The 21,275-nt window shown below is 59.1% G+C and carries 20 protein-coding genes; 8 read left to right on the forward strand and 12 right to left on the reverse strand.

The genetic code is table 11. The features are described from left to right. Window positions 1-29 precede the first annotated feature (29 nt). Genes glpA through glpC form a run of 3 tightly spaced genes read left to right on the forward strand, consistent with a single transcriptional unit; the run spans window position 30 to window position 4,052 of the window. Window positions 30-1,658 (forward strand): anaerobic glycerol-3-phosphate dehydrogenase subunit A, encoded by a 1,629-nt coding sequence (gene glpA / locus ACN9MQ_RS15465; protein ID WP_032678599.1) that lies wholly within the window; start codon window positions 30-32, stop codon window positions 1,656-1,658. Further along, the gene (glpB, locus tag ACN9MQ_RS15470; RefSeq protein WP_426262649.1) at window positions 1,648-2,865 is read left to right on the forward strand and encodes a glycerol-3-phosphate dehydrogenase subunit GlpB; all 1,218 of its coding nucleotides are present in this window, start codon (window positions 1,648-1,650) and stop codon (window positions 2,863-2,865) included. Before glpA ends, glpB begins: the two co-directional genes overlap by 11 nt. After that, window positions 2,862-4,052 (forward strand): anaerobic glycerol-3-phosphate dehydrogenase subunit GlpC, encoded by a 1,191-nt coding sequence (gene glpC, locus ACN9MQ_RS15475; RefSeq protein ID WP_426021366.1) that lies wholly within the window; start codon window positions 2,862-2,864, stop codon window positions 4,050-4,052. Before glpB ends, glpC begins: the two co-directional genes overlap by 4 nt. 33 nt (window positions 4,053-4,085) lie before the next feature. Here the strand turns inward: glpC and ACN9MQ_RS15480 are convergent, their stop codons facing one another. The 4 genes from ACN9MQ_RS15480 to tctD form a co-directional block, all read right to left on the reverse strand. Further along, window positions 4,086-5,285, reverse strand: a complete 1,200-nt coding sequence (locus tag ACN9MQ_RS15480; protein WP_025203597.1) for a nicotinamide mononucleotide deamidase-related protein YfaY — start codon at window positions 5,283-5,285, stop codon at window positions 4,086-4,088. A gap of 94 nt (window positions 5,286-5,379) precedes the next feature. Further along, the gene (locus ACN9MQ_RS15485) at window positions 5,380-5,919 is read right to left on the reverse strand and encodes a YfaZ family outer membrane protein (RefSeq protein ID WP_020883156.1); all 540 of its coding nucleotides are present in this window, start codon (window positions 5,917-5,919) and stop codon (window positions 5,380-5,382) included. Between the two features lie 129 nt (window positions 5,920-6,048). After that, on the reverse strand, window positions 6,049-7,458 hold the full coding sequence (locus ACN9MQ_RS15490; protein ID WP_426021365.1) for a sensor histidine kinase: 1,410 nt from the start codon (window positions 7,456-7,458) through the stop codon (window positions 6,049-6,051). Continuing rightward, window positions 7,445-8,119: a transcriptional regulator TctD gene (gene tctD / locus ACN9MQ_RS15495; RefSeq protein ID WP_014170976.1), complete on the reverse strand. Its 675-nt coding sequence runs from the start codon at window positions 8,117-8,119 to the stop codon at window positions 7,445-7,447. The genes ACN9MQ_RS15490 and tctD overlap by 14 nt, the downstream gene beginning before the upstream one ends. Window positions 8,120-8,269: 150 nt before the next feature. Here tctD and ACN9MQ_RS15500 point away from each other — a divergent pair, with 150 nt between their 5' ends. From ACN9MQ_RS15500 to ACN9MQ_RS15510, 3 genes are read left to right on the forward strand one after another with little or no spacing between them, the layout of a single operon-like run. Next, a complete protein-coding gene (locus tag ACN9MQ_RS15500; protein WP_426262650.1) occupies window positions 8,270-9,250 on the forward strand; it encodes a Bug family tripartite tricarboxylate transporter substrate binding protein in 981 nt (326 codons plus the stop codon). 11 nt (window positions 9,251-9,261) lie between these two features. After that, a complete protein-coding gene (locus ACN9MQ_RS15505; RefSeq protein WP_020883153.1) occupies window positions 9,262-9,693 on the forward strand; it encodes a tripartite tricarboxylate transporter TctB family protein in 432 nt (143 codons plus the stop codon). Window positions 9,694-9,704: 11 nt separating this feature from the next. Further along, entirely contained in the window at window positions 9,705-11,219 is a 1,515-nt protein-coding gene (locus tag ACN9MQ_RS15510; RefSeq protein WP_426262651.1) for a tripartite tricarboxylate transporter permease, read from the forward strand. Here ACN9MQ_RS15510 and menE read toward each other — a convergent pair whose 3' ends face one another. The 8 genes from menE to ACN9MQ_RS15550 all read right to left on the reverse strand — a co-directional run bounded on the left by menE (window position 11,220) and on the right by ACN9MQ_RS15550 (window position 19,140). Further along, window positions 11,220-12,581, reverse strand: coding sequence for an o-succinylbenzoate--CoA ligase (menE, locus tag ACN9MQ_RS15515; RefSeq protein ID WP_020883152.1), 1,362 nt, complete (start codon window positions 12,579-12,581; stop codon window positions 11,220-11,222). It abuts the gene before it with no gap. After that, a complete protein-coding gene (gene menC, locus ACN9MQ_RS15520; protein ID WP_020883151.1) occupies window positions 12,578-13,543 on the reverse strand; it encodes an o-succinylbenzoate synthase in 966 nt (321 codons plus the stop codon). The genes menE and menC overlap by 4 nt, the downstream gene beginning before the upstream one ends. Further along, complete coding sequence (gene menB, locus ACN9MQ_RS15525) at window positions 13,543-14,400, reverse strand: 1,4-dihydroxy-2-naphthoyl-CoA synthase (protein ID WP_014170982.1); 858 nt, start codon at window positions 14,398-14,400, stop codon at window positions 13,543-13,545. The genes menC and menB overlap by 1 nt, the downstream gene beginning before the upstream one ends. Then, entirely contained in the window at window positions 14,397-15,173 is a 777-nt protein-coding gene (gene menH / locus ACN9MQ_RS15530) for a 2-succinyl-6-hydroxy-2,4-cyclohexadiene-1-carboxylate synthase (RefSeq protein WP_426021364.1), read from the reverse strand. Before menH ends, menB begins: the two co-directional genes overlap by 4 nt. Continuing rightward, complete coding sequence (gene menD, locus ACN9MQ_RS15535; protein ID WP_426021363.1) at window positions 15,170-16,840, reverse strand: 2-succinyl-5-enolpyruvyl-6-hydroxy-3-cyclohexene-1-carboxylic-acid synthase; 1,671 nt, start codon at window positions 16,838-16,840, stop codon at window positions 15,170-15,172. Before menD ends, menH begins: the two co-directional genes overlap by 4 nt. Window positions 16,841-16,928: 88 nt before the next feature. After that, a complete protein-coding gene (gene menF, locus ACN9MQ_RS15540) occupies window positions 16,929-18,224 on the reverse strand; it encodes an isochorismate synthase MenF (protein ID WP_020883148.1) in 1,296 nt (431 codons plus the stop codon). A 95-nt stretch (window positions 18,225-18,319) separates the two neighbouring features. After that, window positions 18,320-18,625, reverse strand: a complete 306-nt coding sequence (gene elaB / locus ACN9MQ_RS15545) for a stress response protein ElaB (protein WP_020883147.1) — start codon at window positions 18,623-18,625, stop codon at window positions 18,320-18,322. 53 nt (window positions 18,626-18,678) lie between these two features. Then, window positions 18,679-19,140 carry a GNAT family N-acetyltransferase gene (locus ACN9MQ_RS15550; protein WP_014170987.1) on the reverse strand — a complete coding sequence of 154 codons (462 nt, stop codon included), beginning with the start codon at window positions 19,138-19,140 and terminating at the stop codon, window positions 18,679-18,681. A 70-nt stretch (window positions 19,141-19,210) separates the two neighbouring features. Between ACN9MQ_RS15550 and rbn the strand changes: the two genes are divergently transcribed. Both rbn and ACN9MQ_RS15560 read left to right on the forward strand, forming a co-directional pair. Continuing rightward, the gene (gene rbn, locus ACN9MQ_RS15555) at window positions 19,211-20,128 is read left to right on the forward strand and encodes a ribonuclease BN (RefSeq protein ID WP_113656092.1); all 918 of its coding nucleotides are present in this window, start codon (window positions 19,211-19,213) and stop codon (window positions 20,126-20,128) included. A gap of 64 nt (window positions 20,129-20,192) precedes the next feature. Next, window positions 20,193-21,197, forward strand: a complete 1,005-nt coding sequence (locus tag ACN9MQ_RS15560) for a chemotaxis protein (RefSeq protein ID WP_014170989.1) — start codon at window positions 20,193-20,195, stop codon at window positions 21,195-21,197. The last annotated feature ends 78 nt before the right edge of the window (window positions 21,198-21,275 follow it).

Here is a 21,275-nt window from a genome sequence, read left to right on the forward strand (position 1 = left end):
TGGTAAAAAACGAACACAGAGGGATAACAATGACAATTCACGATCCTCGCTACAGCGATGTGATTATCATTGGCGGTGGCGCGACCGGCGCCGGCATCGCACGCGACTGCGCCCTGCGTGGGCTGAGCGTCACGCTTCTGGAGCGCCATGACATTGCGACGGGCGCAACCGGGCGCAATCATGGTCTGCTACACAGTGGTGCCCGTTACGCGGTGACCGACCCCGAATCCGCGCGGGAATGCATTGCTGAAAACCAGATCCTCAGACGCATTGCCCGCCACTGCATTGAACCGACCAACGGTCTGTTCATTACGCTTCCCGAAGACGATCTCTCATTTCAGCCAACCTTTGTGACCGCCTGCCGCGCTGCAGGGATTGAGGCTGACGTCATCGACCCCGAACTCGCGCGTCGCCTGGAACCGTCTGTCAACCCGGCCCTTATCGGCGCGGTGAAGGTCCCGGACGGTACGGTTGACCCTTTCCGCCTGACCGCCGCGAACATGCTGGACGCCCGTGAACACGGCGCACAGGTTCTGACCGGGCAGGAAGTGACCGGGCTTATCCGGGAAGGGAACCGCGTCTGCGGCGTACGTGTTTTTGATACGCAGTATAAGGAGCATGGCGAACTGTACGCCGCCGTGGTGGTCAACGCGGCGGGGATCTGGGGGCAACGCATCGCGGAGTACGCCGAGCTGTCTGTGCGCATGTTCCCGGCAAAAGGCTCGCTGCTGATCCTCGACCACCGCATTAACAACCACGTGATCAACCGCTGCCGCAAACCTTCTGATGCCGACATCCTGGTGCCGGGCGATACCATTTCGCTTATCGGCACCACCTCAACCCACGTGGACTATAGCGAGATTGATTACAACCGCGTGACCGCCGACGAGGTGGATATCCTGCTGCGCGAAGGGGAAAAGCTGGCCCCTGTGATGGCGCAGACCCGAATTCTTCGCGCCTATGCCGGCGTGCGCCCTCTGGTGGCGAGCGATAACGACCCGAGCGGGCGCAACGTCAGCCGTGGCATCGTGCTGCTCGACCACGCCGCGCGCGATGGCCTGGACGGGTTTATCACCATCACCGGCGGCAAGCTGATGACCTACCGCCTGATGGCCGAGTGGGCAACCGATGCCGTCTGCCGCAAGCTGGGTAATAGCGAACGGTGTGTGACCGCAGAGCAACCTCTGCCCGGCTCGCGTCAGTCCACCGAGAAAACGCTGCAAAAAATCATCTCCCTTTCCGCCCCCCTGCGCGGTTCCGCCATCTATCGCCACGGAGACCGCACGCCGGTCTGGCTGGGGGAAGGACGGCTGAGCCGTAGCCTGGTGTGTGAATGCGAAGCCGTCACGGCGGGTGAAGTGCAATACGCCGTGGAGAATCTGACCGTCAACAGCCTGCTTGATTTACGTCGGCGCACCCGCGTGGGCATGGGCACCTGCCAGGGTGAGCTGTGCGCCTGCCGTGCCGCCGGGTTGTTACAACGTTTTCATACCACCACTGCCACCCAGTCGCTGGCACAACTCAGTGATTTCCTGAACGAACGCTGGAAAGGCATTCAGCCTGTCGCCTGGGGTGATGCCCTGCGTGAAAGCGAGTTTACCCGCTGGGTCTACCAGGGGCTGTGCGGTCTTGAGAAGGAGCAACAGGATGAAATTTGATACCGTGATTGTCGGTGGTGGGCTGGCGGGTCTGCTCTGTGGTATCAGGCTAACGAAGCAGGGGCTGCGCTGCGCCATCATCACCCGGGGCCAGAGCGCACTGCACTTCTCGTCGGGTTCGCTGGATCTGCTGGATGAGGCATATCGCGATGCCCTGCCGCCAGAGCATCCCTATAACCTGACGGGCAGAGACACCGTCGACCGCTTCGCCCATGAAGCCGAAACCCTTCTGGCCGAGTGTGGCGCACGGCTGCAGGGTAACGCCCGGAAAAATCATCATCGGGTTACCCCGCTCGGCACCCTGCGCTCTGCCTGGCTCAGCCCGGAAGAGGTGCCTGTTGCCCCCTTCAACGCAGGACGGGTCCTGGTCGTGGGTATTAGCGGTTTTCTTGATTTCCAGCCCCACCTCGCTGCGGCATCGCTCTGTCGCCAGGGCGTGAACGCACACACGGCTGAGATAGAGCTTCCTGAGCTTGACGTCCTGCGCGACAACCCGAGCGAGTTTCGCGCGGTGAATATTGCCCGTTTTCTCGATAACGACGATAAATGGCCGCTACTGTATGCCGCGCTCCGGCCGCTTGCCGAAGGTTGCGACACGCTGTTTATGCCCGCCTGCTTTGGCTTAAGCGACAACCGGCTCTGGCGCTGGCTCTCGGATCGCCTGCCCTGCTCGCTTGGCCTGCTGCCGACGCTTCCCCCTTCTGTCCCCGGCATTCGCCTGCATACCCAGCTTCAGCGTCGGTTTATCGCTCAGGGTGGCGTGTGGATGGCGGGTGACGAGGTGAAAAAAATCACCCTGACGGATGGCTCGGTGAGCGAAGTCTGGACGCGTAATCACGCTGATATTCCGCTTCGCGCGCGTTATACGGTGCTGGCAAGCGGCAGTTTCTTCAGCAACGGGCTGCTGAGCCGTCGGGACGGCATCCAGGAGGCCATTATGGGGCTGGATGTCCGGCAAACGCCCTCCCGCGCGGACTGGTATCAGAGTGATTTCTTCACCCCACAACCCTGGCAGCAGTTCGGCGTGATTGTCGATAAGCAACTGCACCCGCAACTTTCTAGTCAGCCGGTCAGTAATCTCTATGCCATTGGCTCTCTTCTGGGGGGATACGATCCCATCGCTCAGGGTTGCGGCGGCGGGGTCTGCGCCATCACGGCGCTGTATGTGGCAGAGCAAATTGGCCAGCGCATGGAGGCTGAGCAATGAACGATACCCGGTTTGAAAGCTGCATCAAATGCACAGTTTGTACCACCGTCTGCCCGGTCAGCGGTGTGAATCCGCGCTACCCGGGCCCGAAACAGGCCGGACCTGACGGCGAGCGCCTGCGTCTTAAAGACGGTGCGCTGTACGATGAGGCGCTGAAATACTGCATCAACTGTAAACGTTGCGAAGTGGCCTGTCCGTCGGACGTGAAGATCGGCGATATCATCCAGCGAGCCCGCGCGCGTTACAGCACGCAAAAGCCGTCCCTGCGCGATGCGATCCTGAGTCACACCGACCTGATGGGCAGTGTCTCCACGCCTTTTGCCCCGCTGGTGAATGCTGCAACGTCTCTCAAGCCGGTGCGAAAACTGCTGGATGCGACGCTGAAGATAGACCACCACCGCAGCCTGCCAAAATACTCTCACGGTACCTTTCGGCGCTGGTATACATTCGTGGCAGCGGAACAGGCGCAGTACACCGATCAGGTCGCGTTCTTCCACGGCTGCTATGTCAACTACAACCACCCGCAACTGGGAAAAGATCTGCTGAAGGTACTCAACGCGATGGGGACCGGCGTGCAGCTCCTGAAGAAAGAGAAGTGCTGCGGTGTGCCGTTGATTGCCAACGGTTTTACCGATAAGGCGCGCAGACAGGCCAAAAGCAACGTCACATCCCTGCGCGAGGCCATCGTTGATAAAGGAATTCCGGTACTGGCCACCTCGTCCACCTGTACCTTCACCCTGCGTGATGAGTATCCGCACCTGCTGGACGTGGATAACACCGGTCTGCGCGAGCACATTGAGCTGGCGACGCGTTTCCTGTGGCGCAAACTGGACAGCGGGCAGACGCTGCCGCTGCGGGAACTACCGCTGAAAGTGGTGTATCACACACCGTGTCATATGGAGAAAATGGGCTGGTCGCTCTATACGCTTGAGCTGTTGCGGCTCATTCCGGGGCTGGAGTTGACGGTGCTGGACTCGCGGTGCTGCGGCATCGCGGGCACTTACGGCTTTAAGCGAGAAAACTACGAAACGTCACAGGCGATCGGCGCCCCGCTGTTTCGCCAGATTGAAGAGAGCGGCGCAGATATCGTGGTCACCGACTGCGAAACCTGCAAGTGGCAGATAGAGATGTCTACCAGCAAGCGCTGCGAGCATCCGATCACTCTGCTGGCGAAGGCGCTGGGCTAAACCGTGCCGGGGCAAAACGCCCCGGCAAAGGCATTACTCAACAAACAGCGATTCGACAACATTAATCCAGCCGTGTTCGCTGGCTACCTCTTTACCCATCAGCCAGCGGCGCAGCATGTTCAGCGCCATCATAGCGCAGACCTCCTGACGTACCGCCAGACTGTGGCGGGTAATGCTCATTTTAACCCGCAAAGCATACGTGCCTTCCGGCGTCGCCAGCGCAAAGTTGAGATGTTCCTCATCCAGCCCCCCCACAAACAGCGCCAGGCCAGCAAAATGTTTCACTCTTCTTTCCGAAGCCCAGCGCGCGGTCTGCGCCAGCGTTTCCTGCTGGAACGGCACCACTTCACTGGCCAACAGCGGCGCACTGGCGCGCGACAGCTGTAGCGCCAGCAGGCCGCCGGTGAACTGTTCGCTTAAGGTCACGCTCAGCTGCCGAGACTGCAGATGTGACGCAATCTGCGCCGGCAGCCCCTCGGTGCCTTCAAAGATCAGGCTTTCACCGGCCACGCGCTGCACCTCCGGCCAGAGCGCCAGCATCGCCGCCTTCTCTGAGGCCGGCCCTGTCAGCTTGAGTTCAATGATGGGCATGGAGGAGCGGTAGCCCATTGAGACACCGGGTGGCAGGGAGAGATGATCAAGACTCTGGGCCAGATCGCTTTCGGAGCGGCCAAACGTGGTCAGACGCAGGCAGAGCGGAGGCTCAGGCAGGGTAAAACGTTCGCGAAGGCGCGGCAGGATCTGCTGCTCGACCATCACTTTAAATTCTGACGGTACGCCCGGCGTGAAGAACATCAGGCAGCGGTTCAGCGTAATGGCAAACCCACACGCGGTACCCACGGGGTTATCGACCAGTTCGGCGCTGGCGGGAATTTCCGCCTGCTTGCGGTTGCTGGGTGCCATAACACGGCCACGTTCGGAGAAGAAACGCTCCATCTGCGCCAGCCACTCTTCATGCAGCACCAGCCCTTCACCTTTTGCGGTCGCGGCGGCCAGGGCGCTGAGATCGTCGCTGGTGGGACCGAGCCCGCCGTTCACAATCAACACGTCGGCGTGTTCGCTACGCTCGCGCAGCACATTCACCAGTGACTCAAGATTGTCGCCCACCGTATTGCGGCGCGTTAACGGTAATCCTTGCTCAAAGAAAAGATCGGCAAGCCAGGCAGCATTGGTATCAATAATTTGTCCATGCAGCACTTCGTCGCCGGTGGATAACATCTCCACGTTAATCATTGTGTTCTCCCGCTTATATGGTCAAAACACTATAGCGCAAATGGATGTCGGGAGAAGAGAGAAACTGGCGCGACAGAATGCCGCGCCGGCGTGATTAGAACCCTGCGCTGACCCCCACGTACGGGCCGTCAGCCAGTGCGTTGTCGCGGTTGCCGTCTTTACCCGCCAGGTTCAGATAGCGATAGCCTGCTTCAATCGTAATCGGACGCATGATGGTCCAGCGCGCGCCCGCGTTGGCTTCTTCATAGCTGTCGATACCGCTGGAGAGCGAATCCGGTGAGTAGTAATACTCGCCGAACAGGCCGAAGCTATCACCAATTTTCCACTGCAGGCCGCCGCCTACCGCCGCCGCGTAACCTTCATCACCGTCGTTCGGGTTAGTGTAAATCCCCTTACCGCCCACGGTGGCCAGGAACGGGCCAAGCGGAATGTTCAGACCCAGACCGAGGCTTGCCGCATCGCCATCGTCATCGTTATGTGTCCAGCCGCCGGTCATCGCCAGACCGGAGGTCTCGGTCCCAAGGCCAAAGCCGAGGTGAGTATAATCCTGACCCGCCGAGCCGTTGAAGCTGATGGCGTTCGCCGCCGAAGAAACAACCATCAGGCCTAAGCCCACTAATGCCACTTTTTTCATTGTCGTGATCCCGCACAATTTTATAGAGAAGTCCCAAAACCGCGAGATTTTAACCTGAGTCGCCCGGGGATCAAGCACTCTGCGTGCGGCAGACAAGTAGTTTGTAACGATTTGATACCCGGTGTTTTTTTACGTGAGCAGCAGAAAACGCATTTTAACGCTCAGGCCACCCAGCGTTTCGCTGCGCGTCAGCTGCAAAGGACTTCGGTGCAGACGGGCAATATCAGCGGCCAGCGCCAGCCCGATCCCTGACCCGGCGGCATCTCCGACGTTTTCCAGCCGGTGGAAAGGCAGCATCGCCTGCTGGATCTGGTCCTCTTCAATGCCCGGACCACTGTCCTCCACGCTCAGCTCAACGGCGCCCTGATCTGTTCGCAGGAACACGGTCACTGTCCCTTCTGCAGGGGTATATTTGATCGCATTCTCCAGCAGGTTGGCGCACAACTCCCCCAGCAGCACGTCATCGCCTTCGATCATGACCGGCTGCTGCCGACCGTCATAGCCCAGGTCAATCGCTTTACTGCGCGCCTGCGCCAGCCGGGAGAAGCAGCAGTTTTGCACCACCTGAACCAAATCCACCGGTGCAAACTGGCCCTCCCCCTGCTCCTTACGCTTCACCGCGGAAAGCTGCAGCAGCCGTTCGGTCAGTACAATGGTGTCATCCAGGGTCGCATTCATTGCCCGCAGGCTCTCCTGCCAGAGGGCGGGATCCTGACGCATCAGGGCCACGGAGACCTGGGTTTTAAGCACCGCCAGCGGGGTTTTGAGTTGATGCGAGGCATCCGCGTTGAAGCGTTCCTGACGCGACAGCACGCCGCGCAGCCTGTCGATATAGCGGTTGAACGCCACAATCAGCAGCCGGGTCTCAGACCAGGGCAACAACTCCGGCAGCGGCGCGAGCAGGCCTGGATCACGGCGCACCATCAGCGAAGAGAGCTGGCGCATTGGGCGCAGTACGCGACGCAGCAACCACGCGGTCAACACCAGGGTCAGCAGCACCAGCAATCCCTGAGAGACCCATGATGAAAAGAGCAACTGACTGGCGAGATAGCGGCGGGACTGGAGCGTCTCCGCGACATAAATCTCCGCCATGCCGACGATATTCCCTTCATTGACGGGCTGCAGCAGACGCGCGACACGGATCGCCTGCCCGCGGTATTCGGTGTGATAAAACCAGGCCAGCGCCGGATAGAGCGTGGTGCGGGATGTTGCCGGGGGCATCCGGGGCAGATCGTCATAACCGGAGATCACCCGCCCGTCGGGATCGACCACTTTATAATAGAGCCGGTCGTTCATATTGAGTTCAAAGCTGTCGAGCACCACCCAGGGTACATTCACGCCCAGCCTGCCGTCGTGAACCTCCAGCCGCTCCGATATTGTTCGGGCAGAGGATAACAGCGTGCGGTCGTAAGCCTGCGTGGCCGCCTGCAATGCGCTGACATAGCTGTTAAATGCCGACAACCCCCACAGCAACAACAACGGAAGCCCAAGAAACAGCAGCAGTTGCAGGTAAAGCGACTGCGGCTTAACCCACCTCATCGCCGCACTCCAGCACATAACCTAGTCCGCGAAGGGTGGTGACCCTCACGCCGCTACCGCTGAGCTTTTTGCGCAGACGATGAATATAGAGATCGATACTCTCCGGGCTGACGTCGTCATTCAGGCTAAACACCTGATCGAACAGCTGCTGCCGGGAAACGGGGCGGGTCCGGCGATGCATCAACACCTTCAGCAGCGACAGTTCACGCGGCGTGAGCGACAGAGGCTCGTCGCGCAGCAGGAAAAAGCCTTCGTCGTCATATTCCAGCTCCCCAAGGCGCTGACGCTCCTGCGTTCGCCCTTCGCTTCTGCGCAACAGGGCGCGCAGCCGCGCGTCAAGCTCCTCCAGCTCAAACGGTTTCGGCAGATAATCATCCGCCCCGGCGTTGAGCCCTTTCACCCGGTCCGCCACGTTGCTGCGCGCGGTGAGAAACAGGACGGGCAGCGTCTGACCGCGTTTACGCAGACGATGCACGACCTCCAGACCGTCAAAGCCGGGCATTCCGATGTCCAGAATGGCAACCGCATAGCTTTCTCCCTGCAGCAGATGGTCGGCAGCGCGCCCGTCAGAAACGCAGTCCACGGCAAAGCCCTCCTGCACCAGCGCTTTCTCCAGCCAGTGAGCCAGCTCACGATTATCTTCCGCGAGTAAGAGACGCATATCACATCCTGTAAAGTTGGTGTCGCATTGAAAGGGAAATGAAAGGTTATTGTTTTAACAATCACGCAACGGAACCGCTACAAGGTGGTTCACATAATCAGAAAAAAGCCCCGTACCCGTACTCCCGGAACTCCGGCGTGAGGATAAACGATGAAAAAACAACTACTTTCGACTCTTGCTGCAAGCGTATTGATGATAAGTGCCTCTGTCGTTCAGGCGCAGGATGCCCCGTCCCGCACCGAGTGCATCGCGCCGGCGAAACCCGGCGGCGGTTTCGATCTCACCTGCAAACTCATTCAGGTCAGCATGCTGGAGACCGGCGCTATCGCAAAACCCATGCGCGTGACCTATATGCCCGGCGGCGTGGGTGCCGTTGCGTACAACGCGATTGTCGCGCAACGCCCTGCGGAAGCCGGCACGGTGGTGGCTTTCTCCGGTGGCTCGCTGTTGAACTTGTCTCAGGGGAAGTTTGGCCGCTACGGCGTGGATGACGTGCGCTGGCTGGCAACCGTCGGTACCGACTACGGCATGATTGCCGTGCGCGCGGATTCACCGTGGAAATCCCTGAAAGACCTGCTGACCGCCATGGAAAAAGATCCGAACAGCGTGGTGATTGGCGCCGGTGCCTCCATCGGCAGCCAGGACTGGATGAAAGCCGCCCTGCTGGCACAGCAGGCGAAGGTTGATCCTCACAAGATGCGCTACGTGGCGTTTGAAGGGGGCGGCGAACCGGTGACGGCGCTGATGGGAAATCACGTTCAGGCGGTATCCGGCGATCTCAGTGAAATGGTGCCCTACCTGAACGGCGATAAAATCCGCGTGCTGGCGGTCTTCTCTGAGAACCGCATGCCGGGCCAGCTGGCGAACGTCCCTACCGCAAAAGAACAGGGTTATGACCTGGTCTGGCCGATTATCCGCGGTTTCTTCGTCGGGCCAAAAGTGACCGATGCCGAATATCAGTGGTGGGTCGAAACCTTCAATAAACTCCAGCAGACCGAAGCGTTTAAAAAGCAGCGCGATCTGCGCGGGCTGTTTGAGTTCAACCTGAGCGGCAAGCCGCTGGATGAGTACGTCAAAAAACAGGTCAATGACTATCGCGAACAGGCGAAAGCCTTTGGCCTTGCCAAATAACCGGAGGCGGTATGAGCGATCGTATTTTTGCCGGGATTTGGCTGCTGCTCTGCGTCGGTGGGATGTTCGTCGCCTGGCAGATCCACAGCGAATACAGCTATGAACCGGTGGGGCCGCGCCCTTTCCCGATGGGCATTGTTGGACTGATGCTGCTCTGCTCAGTGGCCCTGCTGCTCCGTCATCCGGATACCGTAGAGTGGCCACCGCGCCGTATTCTGCAGCGTCTACTGGTGATGGTCATTGTTCTGCTGATGTACGCCTGGGGTTTTGAGTGGCTCGGTTTTCCGGTGGCAACCGCCATCCTGACGATGGTGATCGGCATGCTGTTTAACGCCACCCTCCCGGCGGCGGGGATTTCCGGCGCGGTAATGGGGATCTTGCTGTGGTTTGCCTTTGACCGCCTGCTGGATGTGACCTTACCGCTCGGCGCATGGTTTAATTAACGGAGCACGCTATGGATACCTGGATTTATCTCTCGCAGGGGTTCGCCGTGGCGATGACCCCGGAAAACCTGGTGATAGCCCTGATCGGCTGCTTTGTCGGGACCATTGTGGGTCTGCTGCCCGGCCTTGGGCCGATTAACGGCGTTGCCATTTTACTCCCGCTGGCGTTTGCCCTGCATCTGCCTGCGGAATCGGCGCTGATCCTGCTGGCGACGGTGTATATCGGCTGTGAATATGGCGGGCGTATTTCGTCCATCCTGCTGAACGTGCCCGGCGATGCGGCGGCCATTATGACCGCGCTGGATGGCTACCCGATGGCACGGCAGGGTCGCGGTGGCGTGGCGCTGTCCATCTCCGCAGTCAGTTCGTTTTGTGGTTCGCTGATTGCCATCGGCGGTATCATTCTGTTTGCCCCTGCGCTGGCCCAGTGGTCGCTGGCGTTTGGTCCGGCAGAGTATTTTGCGCTGATGGTCTTTGCCATCGCCTGTCTCGGCAGCATGATGGCGCAGAATCCGCTGAAATCGTTTTTGTCCGCGCTGATTGGCTTAGGGTTAGCCACCGTCGGCGTGGATGCCAACACCGGGGTTTATCGCTTTACCTTTGACAGCGTGCACCTTTCCGACGGCGTGCAGTTTATCGTAGTCGTGATTGGCCTGTTCTCGGTCTCTGAAATTTTATTGATGCTGGAACATACCAGCAGCGGACAGACGCTGGTGCATAAAACGGGCCGCATGCTTTTCAGTGCCAAAGAGGGCGCACAGTGTATCGGCGCGACGCTGCGTTCGTCGGTGATTGGCTTCTTCGTCGGCATTCTGCCGGGGGCCGGGGCCACCATCGCCAGCGCCATCACTTACATGACCGAGAAAAAGCTCAGCGGCAACAGTGACAGCTTCGGCAAGGGGGACATTCGTGGGGTAGCGGCCCCAGAGGCTGCGAATAACGCCTCGGCCTGCGGTTCGTTTATCCCGATGCTGACCCTTGGCGTACCGGGCTCGGGCACCACGGCGGTGATGATGGGCGCGCTGACGCTCTATAACATTACGCCTGGACCGGCCATGTTTACCGAGCAGCCGGATATTGTCTGGGGGTTGATTGCAGCGCTGCTGATCGCCAACGTGATGCTGCTGGTCATGAACATTCCGCTGATTGGTCTGTTCACCCGGATGCTGACAATTCCCCTGTGGTTCCTGGTGCCGGCTATCGCGGCCGTCTCTGCGGTGGGGGTGTATGCGGTACACAGCACCACTTTCGATCTGGTGCTGATGGTGCTGCTTGGCGTACTGGGCTACATCCTGCGTAAGATGCACTTCCCGATGTCACCGCTGATTTTAGGCTTTGTGCTGGGAGAGATGCTGGAGCAGAACCTGCGCCGCGCCTTGTCCATCAGCAACGGCAATATGTCTATTCTGTGGGACAGCAGCGTGACGAAGGTGCTGTTAGCGATGGCCATCCTGGTGATTGTGGTTCCGCCGGTATTGCGTCTGCTGCGTCGCCGCCAGCGCAAACCGGCACCGGATATCGGTTGATTATCCTTTCAACAGACGGGTGACCCACTGTTTTAATGCCTGGCGGGAGATCTTAATCCCGCCATTTTTAAGCTCTGCCGGCAGCATCAGCCAGTGCACCGGCTGCTCAAAGCGCGCCAGTTTACCCTGCACCCATGCCGGGAAGCCGGTGATATCGGTTCCCGGTTCACACTCCACCACCGCCACCGGACGCTGACCGAACTCGGCGTCATCGAGTGGGACGATAAACGCCTGGTTTATCTGCGGATGACGGGCAATAACCCGCTCAAGGCTTTCCGGCTGGATCCCTTCGCCCCCGCTGAAAAAGAGGTTGTCCATTCGGCCAAGGATCGTCAGGCGCCCGTCATGCCATTCCCCGCGATCGCGGGTGGCAAACCAGCCCTGAGCATTGGTCAGCGGAATCAATGCACCGTCCCGCCAGTAACCTGCGGCCATACTTTGCGCTTTGATCCACACTTCACCGTCAACCACCCGCACCTCTCTGCCCGGCAACGCAGCGCCGACGTCCGGTTCACCGTCTGCCTCTTTGGCACAAACCGTTGAGGCAAACTCCGTCAGACCGTAGCCACAGAAAGTGCGGATCCCCCGCTGGCTCGCCTGCTGAGTCAGATCAACGGGGATCGCGGCCCCGCCAAGCAGTACGGCTTTCAGCGCGACAGGCTGGTGTGCATTAAGCAGACGCCAGAGCTGCGTCGGTACCAGTGAGGCATGCGTACAGCCCTGCAGGGCCTGCGCCAGCGGCTGCTTCTCGCGGACGGTTAAGCGCGCGCCAACCTGCAGCCAGCGCCACAAAATCCCCTGCCCGGAGACATGAAACAGCGGCAGGGAGAGCAGCCAGTCGTCTTCATCGTCGTAGGGCATCAGCGAAAGCACGCCGCGCGCACTGGCAAGATGGGCGGCACAGGTATGGACCGCCGCCTTGGGTAAACCGGTTGAACCGGATGTCAGCGTCATGGAAGCCAGCCGCGACGGTTGCCACGCCACGCGACACCCGCCCGGCGCCTCGCGCATGCTGAGTGCCACCAGCCCGTCGTAGACGCCGTCCAGCACCAGGGCAAAGCGCAGCGTCATCTGCGGGAGCAACACGTCCAGCAGCGGATGCGGCAGCTGCGGGTTAACGGGAAGAATACGTGCCCCGCACTGAAGCAATGCCAGCCACGCCATCAGGGTTTGCGGGTGATTATGCGCCAGCAGCAGTACGCCGTCGCCCTCCTGTACACCCTGCAACTGAAAGCCCGCGGCCAGTCTGTCGATGCGCGCACACAGCTGTTGCCAGCTGAGCGTCTCATCGTTCAGCCTCAGGGCCGGTTTATCAGCATACTGCGCGCACCAGTGTCGCCACGGCCAGTCGGTAAAACTCATAGCAACGGCTCCAGCCCCTCAACGTCAAGGAGCGGCAGCGTGCTGTCTGGCCACGGACGGATAAGCTGATTTTGCATCAGGTTCAGCGTATCGAGACCGGGGACAGTGTCTGGCGTTAACCAGGCGGCAATGCGCGCCAGTTGGGTTAGCCCCAGGCTGGACTCAATCGAAGAGCTGATGACTGCCGTCAGCCCGGCGGCATGGGCCGCCGCGACCTGTTCGCGTACCTTAGCAAGGCTGCCGGTCAACGTCGGTTTAATGACCACCGCGCGGACACCCGGTTCGGCGACAAACGCAAAGCCGTCTTCACGCAGGCTTTCATCCCACGCGATGGCAATGCCGGTTTCACGGGCAAACGCCCGGGAATCGTCGCGGGTTTTACACGGTTCTTCCAGAAACGCGATGCGACTGCGGTACGCCGGGTTTACGTACTTCGCGAACTGCTGCGCCTTCAGCGGCGTCCAGGCGCGGTTAGCATCCAGACGCAGATGCAGGTCGGGCAATGCTTCCAGTAAGAGGTTAGCGACCATCCCATCGCGCACCGCTTCATAGAGACCGACTTTGATTTTCGCCACTTTCTCGCCCGGCATGGCGGCGAGCAGCGCAAACAGCTCATCCGGATCGCCCGTACAGAGCGGTGCCGCGCGGTAATTAGTCTCTGCAGGCAAGCTACCGTCCAGCTCCGCCAGCGCGCAGCTAATACCAAAAGCCGCGGAAGGCACCTCCGGCAACGCCGGGTTCGCGCCCTCACGCCACTCACTGGCCCACGCCAGCAATACCGCCTGCGCGTCCTCCAGCGATTCAAGGCTAAAGCCCGGCAGCGGCGAAATCTCGCCCCAGCCTTCCTGCTCGCCCTGCTGCAGATGCACCAGCATGCCATCACGGGTTTTTAACCGCCGTTCACGCAGCACCACGCCCGCGTCCATCGGTATCTGCCAGCGGTAAACCTGCGCGCGACGCATTACGGATTCCGTTTATATTTGCTGAAGTCAGGCTGGCGTTTTTCGTTAAAGGCGTTGCGACCTTCCTGCCCTTCTTCGGTCATGTAGAACAGCATGGTGGCGTTACCTGCCAGCTCCTGCAGACCTGCCTGACCGTCACAGTCGGCATTCAGGGCCGCTTTCAGGCAGCGCAGCGCCATTGGGCTGTTTTGCAGCATTTCACGACACCAGCGCACGGTCTCTTTCTCGAGGTCGGCAATTGGCACCACGGTGTTCACCAGACCCATATCCAGCGCTTCCTGAGCAGTGTACTGACGGCACAGGAACCAGATTTCGCGGGCTTTTTTCTGACCGACAATGCGAGCCATGTAGGAAGCCCCCCAGCCACCATCGAACGAACCCACTTTCGGGCCCGTCTGGCCAAAGATGGCGTTCTCTGCGGCAATGGTCAGGTCACACATCATGTGAAGCACATGGCCGCCGCCGATGGAGTAGCCTGCCACCATCGCCACCACCGGTTTTGGACAGGTGCGGATCTGGCGCTGGAAATCGAGCACGTTCAGGTGGTGAACGCCAGAGTCATCCTGGTATCCGCCGTAATCGCCGCGCACTTTCTGATCGCCACCGGCACAGAACGCTTTTTCACCTTCGCCGGTCAGGACGATAACACCGATGTTGTCGTCATAGCGCGCGTCTGCCAGCGCCTGAATCATCTCTTTGACGGTCAGCGGACGGAACGCGTTACGCACCTGCGGGCGGTTGATGGTGATTTTGGCAATGCCGTCTGCGGATTTGTGGTAACGAATGTCGGAGTAACCTTCGGAGCAGTCTTGCCATTCAACCGGCGCATAGAGCATGTGTTCATCAGGATAGATCATAGAGAGTCCTTTATTCGAAGACGCAGTATCTGAGCCAGACTCGCAGCAACCGCAGCGGGATTTTCCCGGTGGGCGTTGTGTCCGGCATGGGGGATCGCATGGCGTACGGCGTGCAGTTCAGCCGCAAGGGCTTTGAACTTCTCATCACGTTCACCATATAAATAATCAAAAGCGACGTTGCAGGCGCTCAGTCCCGCACGCAAATCAGGCTGCACGGCCAGCGAAGTGGCCTCGAGCATCATCGCCAGAGTCGCGCCATTGTTCTGGCTACGCAGGCGAATAAGCGCCTGCCGCTGAACGTCCGTCAGGGAAGCAAATACGGGTTGTCGGTACCAGTCGGTGAAAACCACGTCGAGCGCCTCGGTACGAAAGCGCCGCGCCCAGCGGCGATCGGATGCCAGCCGCGCACTCCGCTCACCGACATCCTGTAGCCCGGGATGGCCGCCTTCCACAATAATGCCCTTCAGCCCTTCTGGCTGCTGACAGGCATGGAACATCGCAATGCGGCCGCCGAGGGAGTACCCCACCAGCCAGAAATTCAGTATGTTGTAACTAAGCAGAGTCCGGGTCAGAAAATCGCTCATCTCCTCGAACCCGGTCACGCCAGTATTGCCGGAACCACCGTGCCCCGGCAGGTCGAGATACAGCCGCGGGTAATCGCCCAGCGCCGCCCCGACCGTCTGCCACTCGCGGCAATCCCCGGAAAAACCGTGCAAAAAGACCAGCCAGGGATAACCTGGCTTTCCAGCCTGCTGCACGCCCGTAAGGATCACAGGTGGCTTACCTGGGCCAGCAGGCTTTGCAGTTTCTGCCCGCCGTCAGCATCGTTCACCACCAGTTCGATCAGCGTCGCACCGGGCTGTCGCCAGGCGCTGCTCAGGGCCGCATCAAGCGCCTCCCAGCTTTCCGGGCGATGGTATTTCAGGCTGAACATTGCCGCGGCGTGTTCAAACTGCACGTTCTGGGGCATCAGATAGAAACGCTCACGTTCGCTCTGCGGGGTGGGCAGCAGGGAGAAAATCTGTCCACCGTTGTTGTTAACCACAATCAGCACAAACGGTGCCGAAACCTGACGCAGCAGCGCCAGGGCATTGAGGTCGTACAGCGCGGAGAGATCGCCGACGATTGCCAGCGTAGACTTCGCGCTGGCACGCTGTACGCCCGCCGCCGTGGAGATCAACCCGTCAATGCCGCTGGCCCCCCGGTTACTGTAGACCGGGTAACCGGCTGGCAGCTTTGAAAAGGCATCTATCAGGCGAACCACCAGACTGTTGCCGACAAAGAGCTGCCCCTGCTCGGGCAGATACTGACGAATACGGTGTGCCAGCCCGGCCTCACTGAACGCTTCGCAGCTCGCCCGGGTTAACGCCCAGGCCTGTTCCGAAAGCGCCGGGATCGCAACGGCCCAGGGCTTGCGTTTTTCAGCCGGATGGAGTGCAAGCCAGGCGTCAATCTCACTGACCAGACGACGACCACGATGGTGTGCCGGGTCGAGCCGCCCTTCCAGCGAGTCCACCAGCCAGTACTCTTCTGGATCACAGGTTGCCTGCCACTGCAGTAACCGTTTACCGGTCAGGCTTGAGCCGAGCTGGACAATAATCTGCGCCTGCGAAAGCTCGGTGACCGCCTTCGCATTCCCCAGCCAGAGATCGGCACACGGCAGCGGCTGACCGGTCTGGGAAAGCACGTCGCCAATCAGCGGCCAGCCAAGGGTTTGCGCCCATTCCGCAACCAGCTTGCCTTGCGCGGCGCTCATGCGCCCGGCAACCACCACGCCACGCTTCTGCCGCCAGAAGAACCAGTCACGTTGTCTGGCGCTTTCAGGATGCGGTTGTGCACGCAGCCACGGCTTTTCACTTTGCCACCACTCACCCAGGGTGCGCTGCCATTCAAGACCGGTGTCATCCATTTCGCCATACAGCGGTTCGGCAAACGGACAGTTAATATGCAGCGCCCCGCCGCGCAGTGTCCCGATGGCATGATCGATTGTCGAGACCAGCCAGCTTGCCGGAATATCCTGAGTAGGACGCGGTAGCGCGATTGCCTGTGAAGGATGCGAGGCAAAGATGCCCGGCTGACGAATAGCCTGGTTGGCGCCACAGTCGATAAGCTCGGGGGGACGATCCGCGGTCAGCAGGATCAGTTTCTCCCCGGTTAATCCGGCTTCGATCAGCGCCGGATAGAGGTTTGCCACCGCGGTACCGGAGGTCACAATCACCGCCACAGGCTCGTTGCTGACTTTCGCAAGCCCCAGCGCCAGATGGCCAAGACCGCGTTCATCAAAATGAGTGTGGTGAATAAATGCCCGGTTTTCAGCGGCCGCCAGCGTCAGCGGGGTTGAACGAGAACCCGGTGCAATACACACGTGCCTGACGCCATGGCGAGTCAGGGCTTCAAGGATCACCGCCGCCCAGCGTCGGTTAAAAGAACTTACTGACATGAGATTGTCCGGTATCAAGAATACGACACAGTATAAATAATAGAAAAAATTGGAATTTTGATATGAATCGGGATTGCGCGAATCAGTCTTAATCCCTTAGGAGCAGAGAGCGCAGTCCGGCCGCTTTGTTTTCTATCTCCTGCCACTCCTGCTCCGGGTCAGAGCCGCTGACAATTCCCGCCCCGGCGTACAGCCGCAGGGCGTCTTCGTAAACACGGGCAGAACGCAACGCCACGCAGAACTCGCTTTGTTCAGGGGATAAATACCCGGCAGAACCGGCGTACCACTCGCGGTCGAACGGCTCGTTGTGGTGGATAAAGTCGCGCGCCGCCTGACGCGGCAGACCGGCGACGGCCGCCGTGGGCTGCAGAACATGCAGGCATTGTGCATCGTCAGCGTGTTTGAGCTCGGTCCAGATACAGCGACGCAGATGCTGTACTTTACGCAGCCGAACAACCTGGGCGGGCAGCACCTCCAGCGTCTGGGTATGGTGCTGGAGCCGCTGGCAAATATCTTCCACCACCAGCATATTTTCACGCTGATTTTTGTCGTCGTTCATCAGCCAGTCGCCCAGCCGTTTGGCCTGTTTATCATCGGTATGGCTGGCGACGGTGCCTGCCAGCGCTTCCGTGCGCAGCAGCTTGCCGCGTCTGCGCCACAGGCGCTCGGGGGTCGAGCCGAGAAACGCGTTGCTGGCATCGAACACCATGCAGAAATGGTAGCAGTTCAGGTTCAGGGCGCGGCTGGCAGCCATCAGTGCGACAGGGTTAACAGAGTGCTTAAACTGCAGGTCGGTTGCCCGGGCGAGCACCACCTTTTCAAAATCACCGCGAGCGATGGTCTGGGTTGCCTTGCGGATAAGGCGCAGCCATTCGGGTTGTTCCGGATGATGCTTTTCCTGCACAACCTCAACGGACAGTGGACGAATGGGTCTCGCCTCACCGAGTTGCTGGAGAAAATCCAGCGCGGCGCGGGCATCATCGTGAAGTGAACTGTCGCTCCACAGCTGCAGGCGTAACGTGGCCTGTCCGGCGGTACGTCGCCACAGCAGACGCGGTAAAAACAGACTGCCCTGCTCGGGATTAAACGCATTCAGGCCGCAGATACGCGTGTCGCGGGCCGCATCATGCGCCTGCAAAAACTGTGAGGCAAATGCCAGAGAGGAGAAATGCGCGACGGCACCAAGCGCAGCAAGTTCTTCATCACCGTTACGCTGTTGCCAGTAAAACTGAGGATAGCAATGCTGAACGCCCAGCCAGGCCAGGGGATCGAAGGCGTCGTTTAACGGGAAAGAGACGTCGAAGTGATGTAAACCGGGTGCAGTGGGTAACGCTTGCGTAAGCTGGCTACGCAGATGCTCCAGCGCGGTGGAAATCGAATTCACGCGAACCTCTCCCTGTTAAAACCGCATATTATACGGGGTACTGACCATAAATAGCAGTACCCACGTATAGGGAGTGGTTAACCGTATAAGGAACGTTAACGGCGGGCTAAAAGCAGCCCCAGCACCAGTCCGACAGCTGCCCCTACCCCGATGCCTTGCCATGGTTTTTCATGGACGTAATCATCGGCACGGTATACCGCCTTTTTCGCGCGGTAGTAGTAATTGTCCGAAGCATGGCTGACGCGATTTTTAACATCATCCAGTGCTTTTTCGGCACGGGCTTTCAACTCAATATATTTCTGATCGGCAGGGTCGCCCGACGAACGTAACACCTCTTCCAGCGTTTCGCTCAGCAAGGCCAGGTCGTCATCGATACGGGTATCCCAGGATTGAAATGACATATTTTTCTCCATGTTAGTACACCAGTCCGCTAACTATAGCCAACGACTCGCCATTACGCCTGTTTCGCTTCCCGCGCCATGCCGATGTGTGGAATACCGTCCTCATCGTACACGTCCGTCACGGGGGTAAACCCAAAATGCCCATAGAACGGTTGCAGGTGCGCCTGCGCGCCCAGATATAACGCCTTGTCCGGCCACTGTTTTTGGCACGCTTCCAGCGTTTTTTCCATCAGCTGATAGCCCAGTTTTTCACCACGCGCGTTGCCGCTGATAATCACGCGACCAATCACGACAGGCTCAAAATCATCTTCGCTTTTCAGAATCCTCGCATACGCCACCAGCGCGTTGTCCCGCCAGCCAAGAATATGGCGATTCTCGCCAATAAGATCATCGCCATCGATATCCTGATACGGACAGGTTTGTTCAACAACAAACACTTCGCAACGCAGTTTAAGCAGCGCGTAAAGTGACGTTACCGTGAGCTCACTATGGTGTAAATCTTGCCACTGGATCATGTCAGTCTCCTTCCTGGGTTCATCACGTTATACTAAACCCCTCCCCGTTCGGCAAAGGGCTGATTACGTTATGGAACTGATTTTTCTCGGTACGTCCGCTGGAGTGCCAACCCGATCACGAAATGTGACCGCGATTCTGCTGGATTTGCAGCACCCGACGCGGGGTGGATTATGGCTTTTTGACTGCGGTGAAGGGACACAGCATCAGCTGTTACATACCCCGTATCATCCCGGCAAACTGGATAACATTTTCATTACCCATCTGCATGGCGACCATCTGTTTGGCCTGCCTGGCCTGCTGTGCAGCCGCTCAATGGCGGGCAATGCCAACCCGCTGACGATTTACGGGCCTGCGGGTATTCGGGAATTTGTCGACACCACGCTGCGCCTGAGCGGCTCATGGACAGATTATCCCCTGGAGGTGGTGGAGATAACCGCCGGTCTGGTGCTGGATGACGGGGTTTATCGGGTGACAGCCCAACCCCTGAGCCATCCGGTGGAGTGCTATGGTTATCGCATTGAGGAGCAGGATAAACCCGGCGCGCTCAATGCGTCGGCGTTACAGGCCGACGGAATAAAACCCGGGCCGCTGTTCCAGCGTCTGAAGCAGGGCGAAACCGTGACGCTGGAAGACGGGCGCGTCATCAACGGGCAGGATTACCTCGCCGCCCCGCAGCCCGGGAAAAAACTGGCGATTTTTGGCGACACGGCCCCGTGCCCGGCGGCGTTGCTGCTGGCACAGGGTGTGGATCTCATGGTGCATGAAGCCACCCTCGAGGCGGCGATGGAAGAGAAAGCCAACAGCCGGGGCCATAGCTCTACGCACCAGGCGGCGCAGCTTGCGCGTGACGCGGGCGTCGGGAAACTGATCGTCACCCATGTCAGCTCGCGCTACGATGCCCGGGGCTGTGAACGCCTGCTGGCAGAGTGCCGTGAACGGTTCCAGGAATGTGAGCTGGCCGAAGATTTCGCTAAGGTCAGCGTTTAGTCCTTCATTTTTCTCTCAGAGTGCCGATAACGATTAAAAGGTCAGCATTTCTCTCGAGGGTAGAATGGATAATTTCCAGAAAGATATTGATGACAGGGCGAATCTCACCCTGTCGAACCGTTTTGAACTGTTGCTGTTCCGTCTTGGCACCTCTCTGAACGCAAATAAATCCGAGCTGTTTGGCATTAACGTCTTTAAGCTGCGTGAAATTGTGCCGATGCCAGAGTTCACGAAACCCGCCGGGATGAAATCACCGCTGATGGGCATGGTGAATATTCGCGATCAGGTTATCCCGGTAATCGACCTGGCTGCCGTGGCGGGCTGTAAGCCAACCACCGGGCTGAACATCCTGCTGATCACGGAATATGCCCGCAGCGTGCAGGCTTTTGCGGTGGAATCCGTTGAGAACATCATGCGTCTTGACTGGAAGCAGGTGCACGCGGCGGAAACTGCCGTCAGCGGGCGGTACATCACCAGTATCGCCTGTCTGGATGAGAAGACCGATACCAATGAGCTGGCGATGGTGCTCGACGTTGAGCAGATCCTGTATGACATCACCCCGGCCAACCACGACCTGCATGCCACGGATCTGAAGACCACGAAATTCCACATCAAGCCCGGTGCCGTCGCGATTGTCGCCGAAGACTCTAAAGTGGCACGCTCGATGCTGGAAAAAGGTCTGCAGGCGATGGAGATCCCGGCGCAGCTGCATATCACCGGCAAAGACGCGTGGGAGAAAATTAGCGTGCTGGCGGCACAGGCTCAGGCTGAAGGTGTGCCGATTACCGATAAGATTGCACTGGTGCTGACCGACCTGGAAATGCCGGAGATGGACGGCTTTACCCTGACGCGTAAAATCAAAACCGACCCACTGTTGAAAGATATTCCGGTGGTGATCCACTCTTCCCTCTCCGGCAATGCTAACGAAGATCATATTCGCAAGGTGAAAGCCGACGGTTACGTGGCAAAGTTTGAACTCAATGAACTGTCGTCAGTCATTGAAGAAGTTCTGGATCGGTCAATGAAGAAGATTGACGGTCCGCTGATTAGCCGTAAACAGCTGGCTTAACTTTCAGCAGGCTCACGCCTTCCCGACAGGGCAAGGCCGCAAGCCAACAAAAAACCCGCCGAGGCGGGTTTTTTTATT

Source organism: Enterobacter sp. R-25, from assembly GCF_049913205.1.
Taxonomy (GTDB): Bacteria; Pseudomonadota; Gammaproteobacteria; order Enterobacterales; family Enterobacteriaceae; genus Enterobacter; species Enterobacter ludwigii.

Excerpts from the sequence above, each read along its gene's own strand:
- tctD (WP_014170976.1), bottom strand. The coding sequence starts at position 8,119 with ATGCGTCTCTTACTCGCGGAAGATAATCGTGAGCTGGCTCACTGGCTG.
- glpA (WP_032678599.1), top strand. The coding sequence starts at position 30 with ATGACAATTCACGATCCTCGCTACAGCGATGTGATTATCATTGGCGGT.
- ACN9MQ_RS15500 (WP_426262650.1), top strand. The coding sequence starts at position 8,270 with ATGAAAAAACAACTACTTTCGACTCTTGCTGCAAGCGTATTGATGATA.
- ACN9MQ_RS15505 (WP_020883153.1), top strand. The coding sequence starts at position 9,262 with ATGAGCGATCGTATTTTTGCCGGGATTTGGCTGCTGCTCTGCGTCGGT.
- rbn (WP_113656092.1), top strand. The coding sequence starts at position 19,211 with ATGGAACTGATTTTTCTCGGTACGTCCGCTGGAGTGCCAACCCGATCA.
- menD (WP_426021363.1), bottom strand. The coding sequence starts at position 16,840 with ATGTCAGTAAGTTCTTTTAACCGACGCTGGGCGGCGGTGATCCTTGAA.
- ACN9MQ_RS15490 (WP_426021365.1), bottom strand. The coding sequence starts at position 7,458 with ATGAGGTGGGTTAAGCCGCAGTCGCTTTACCTGCAACTGCTGCTGTTT.
- glpC (WP_426021366.1), top strand. The coding sequence starts at position 2,862 with ATGAACGATACCCGGTTTGAAAGCTGCATCAAATGCACAGTTTGTACC.
- menB (WP_014170982.1), bottom strand. The coding sequence starts at position 14,400 with ATGATCTATCCTGATGAACACATGCTCTATGCGCCGGTTGAATGGCAA.
- ACN9MQ_RS15560 (WP_014170989.1), top strand. The coding sequence starts at position 20,193 with ATGGATAATTTCCAGAAAGATATTGATGACAGGGCGAATCTCACCCTG.
- menC (WP_020883151.1), bottom strand. The coding sequence starts at position 13,543 with ATGCGTCGCGCGCAGGTTTACCGCTGGCAGATACCGATGGACGCGGGC.
- ACN9MQ_RS15485 (WP_020883156.1), bottom strand. The coding sequence starts at position 5,919 with ATGAAAAAAGTGGCATTAGTGGGCTTAGGCCTGATGGTTGTTTCTTCG.
- glpB (WP_426262649.1), top strand. The coding sequence starts at position 1,648 with ATGAAATTTGATACCGTGATTGTCGGTGGTGGGCTGGCGGGTCTGCTC.
- ACN9MQ_RS15480 (WP_025203597.1), bottom strand. The coding sequence starts at position 5,285 with ATGATTAACGTGGAGATGTTATCCACCGGCGACGAAGTGCTGCATGGA.
- ACN9MQ_RS15550 (WP_014170987.1), bottom strand. The coding sequence starts at position 19,140 with ATGATCCAGTGGCAAGATTTACACCATAGTGAGCTCACGGTAACGTCA.
- ACN9MQ_RS15510 (WP_426262651.1), top strand. The coding sequence starts at position 9,705 with ATGGATACCTGGATTTATCTCTCGCAGGGGTTCGCCGTGGCGATGACC.
- menE (WP_020883152.1), bottom strand. The coding sequence starts at position 12,581 with ATGAGTTTTACCGACTGGCCGTGGCGACACTGGTGCGCGCAGTATGCT.
- elaB (WP_020883147.1), bottom strand. The coding sequence starts at position 18,625 with ATGTCATTTCAATCCTGGGATACCCGTATCGATGACGACCTGGCCTTG.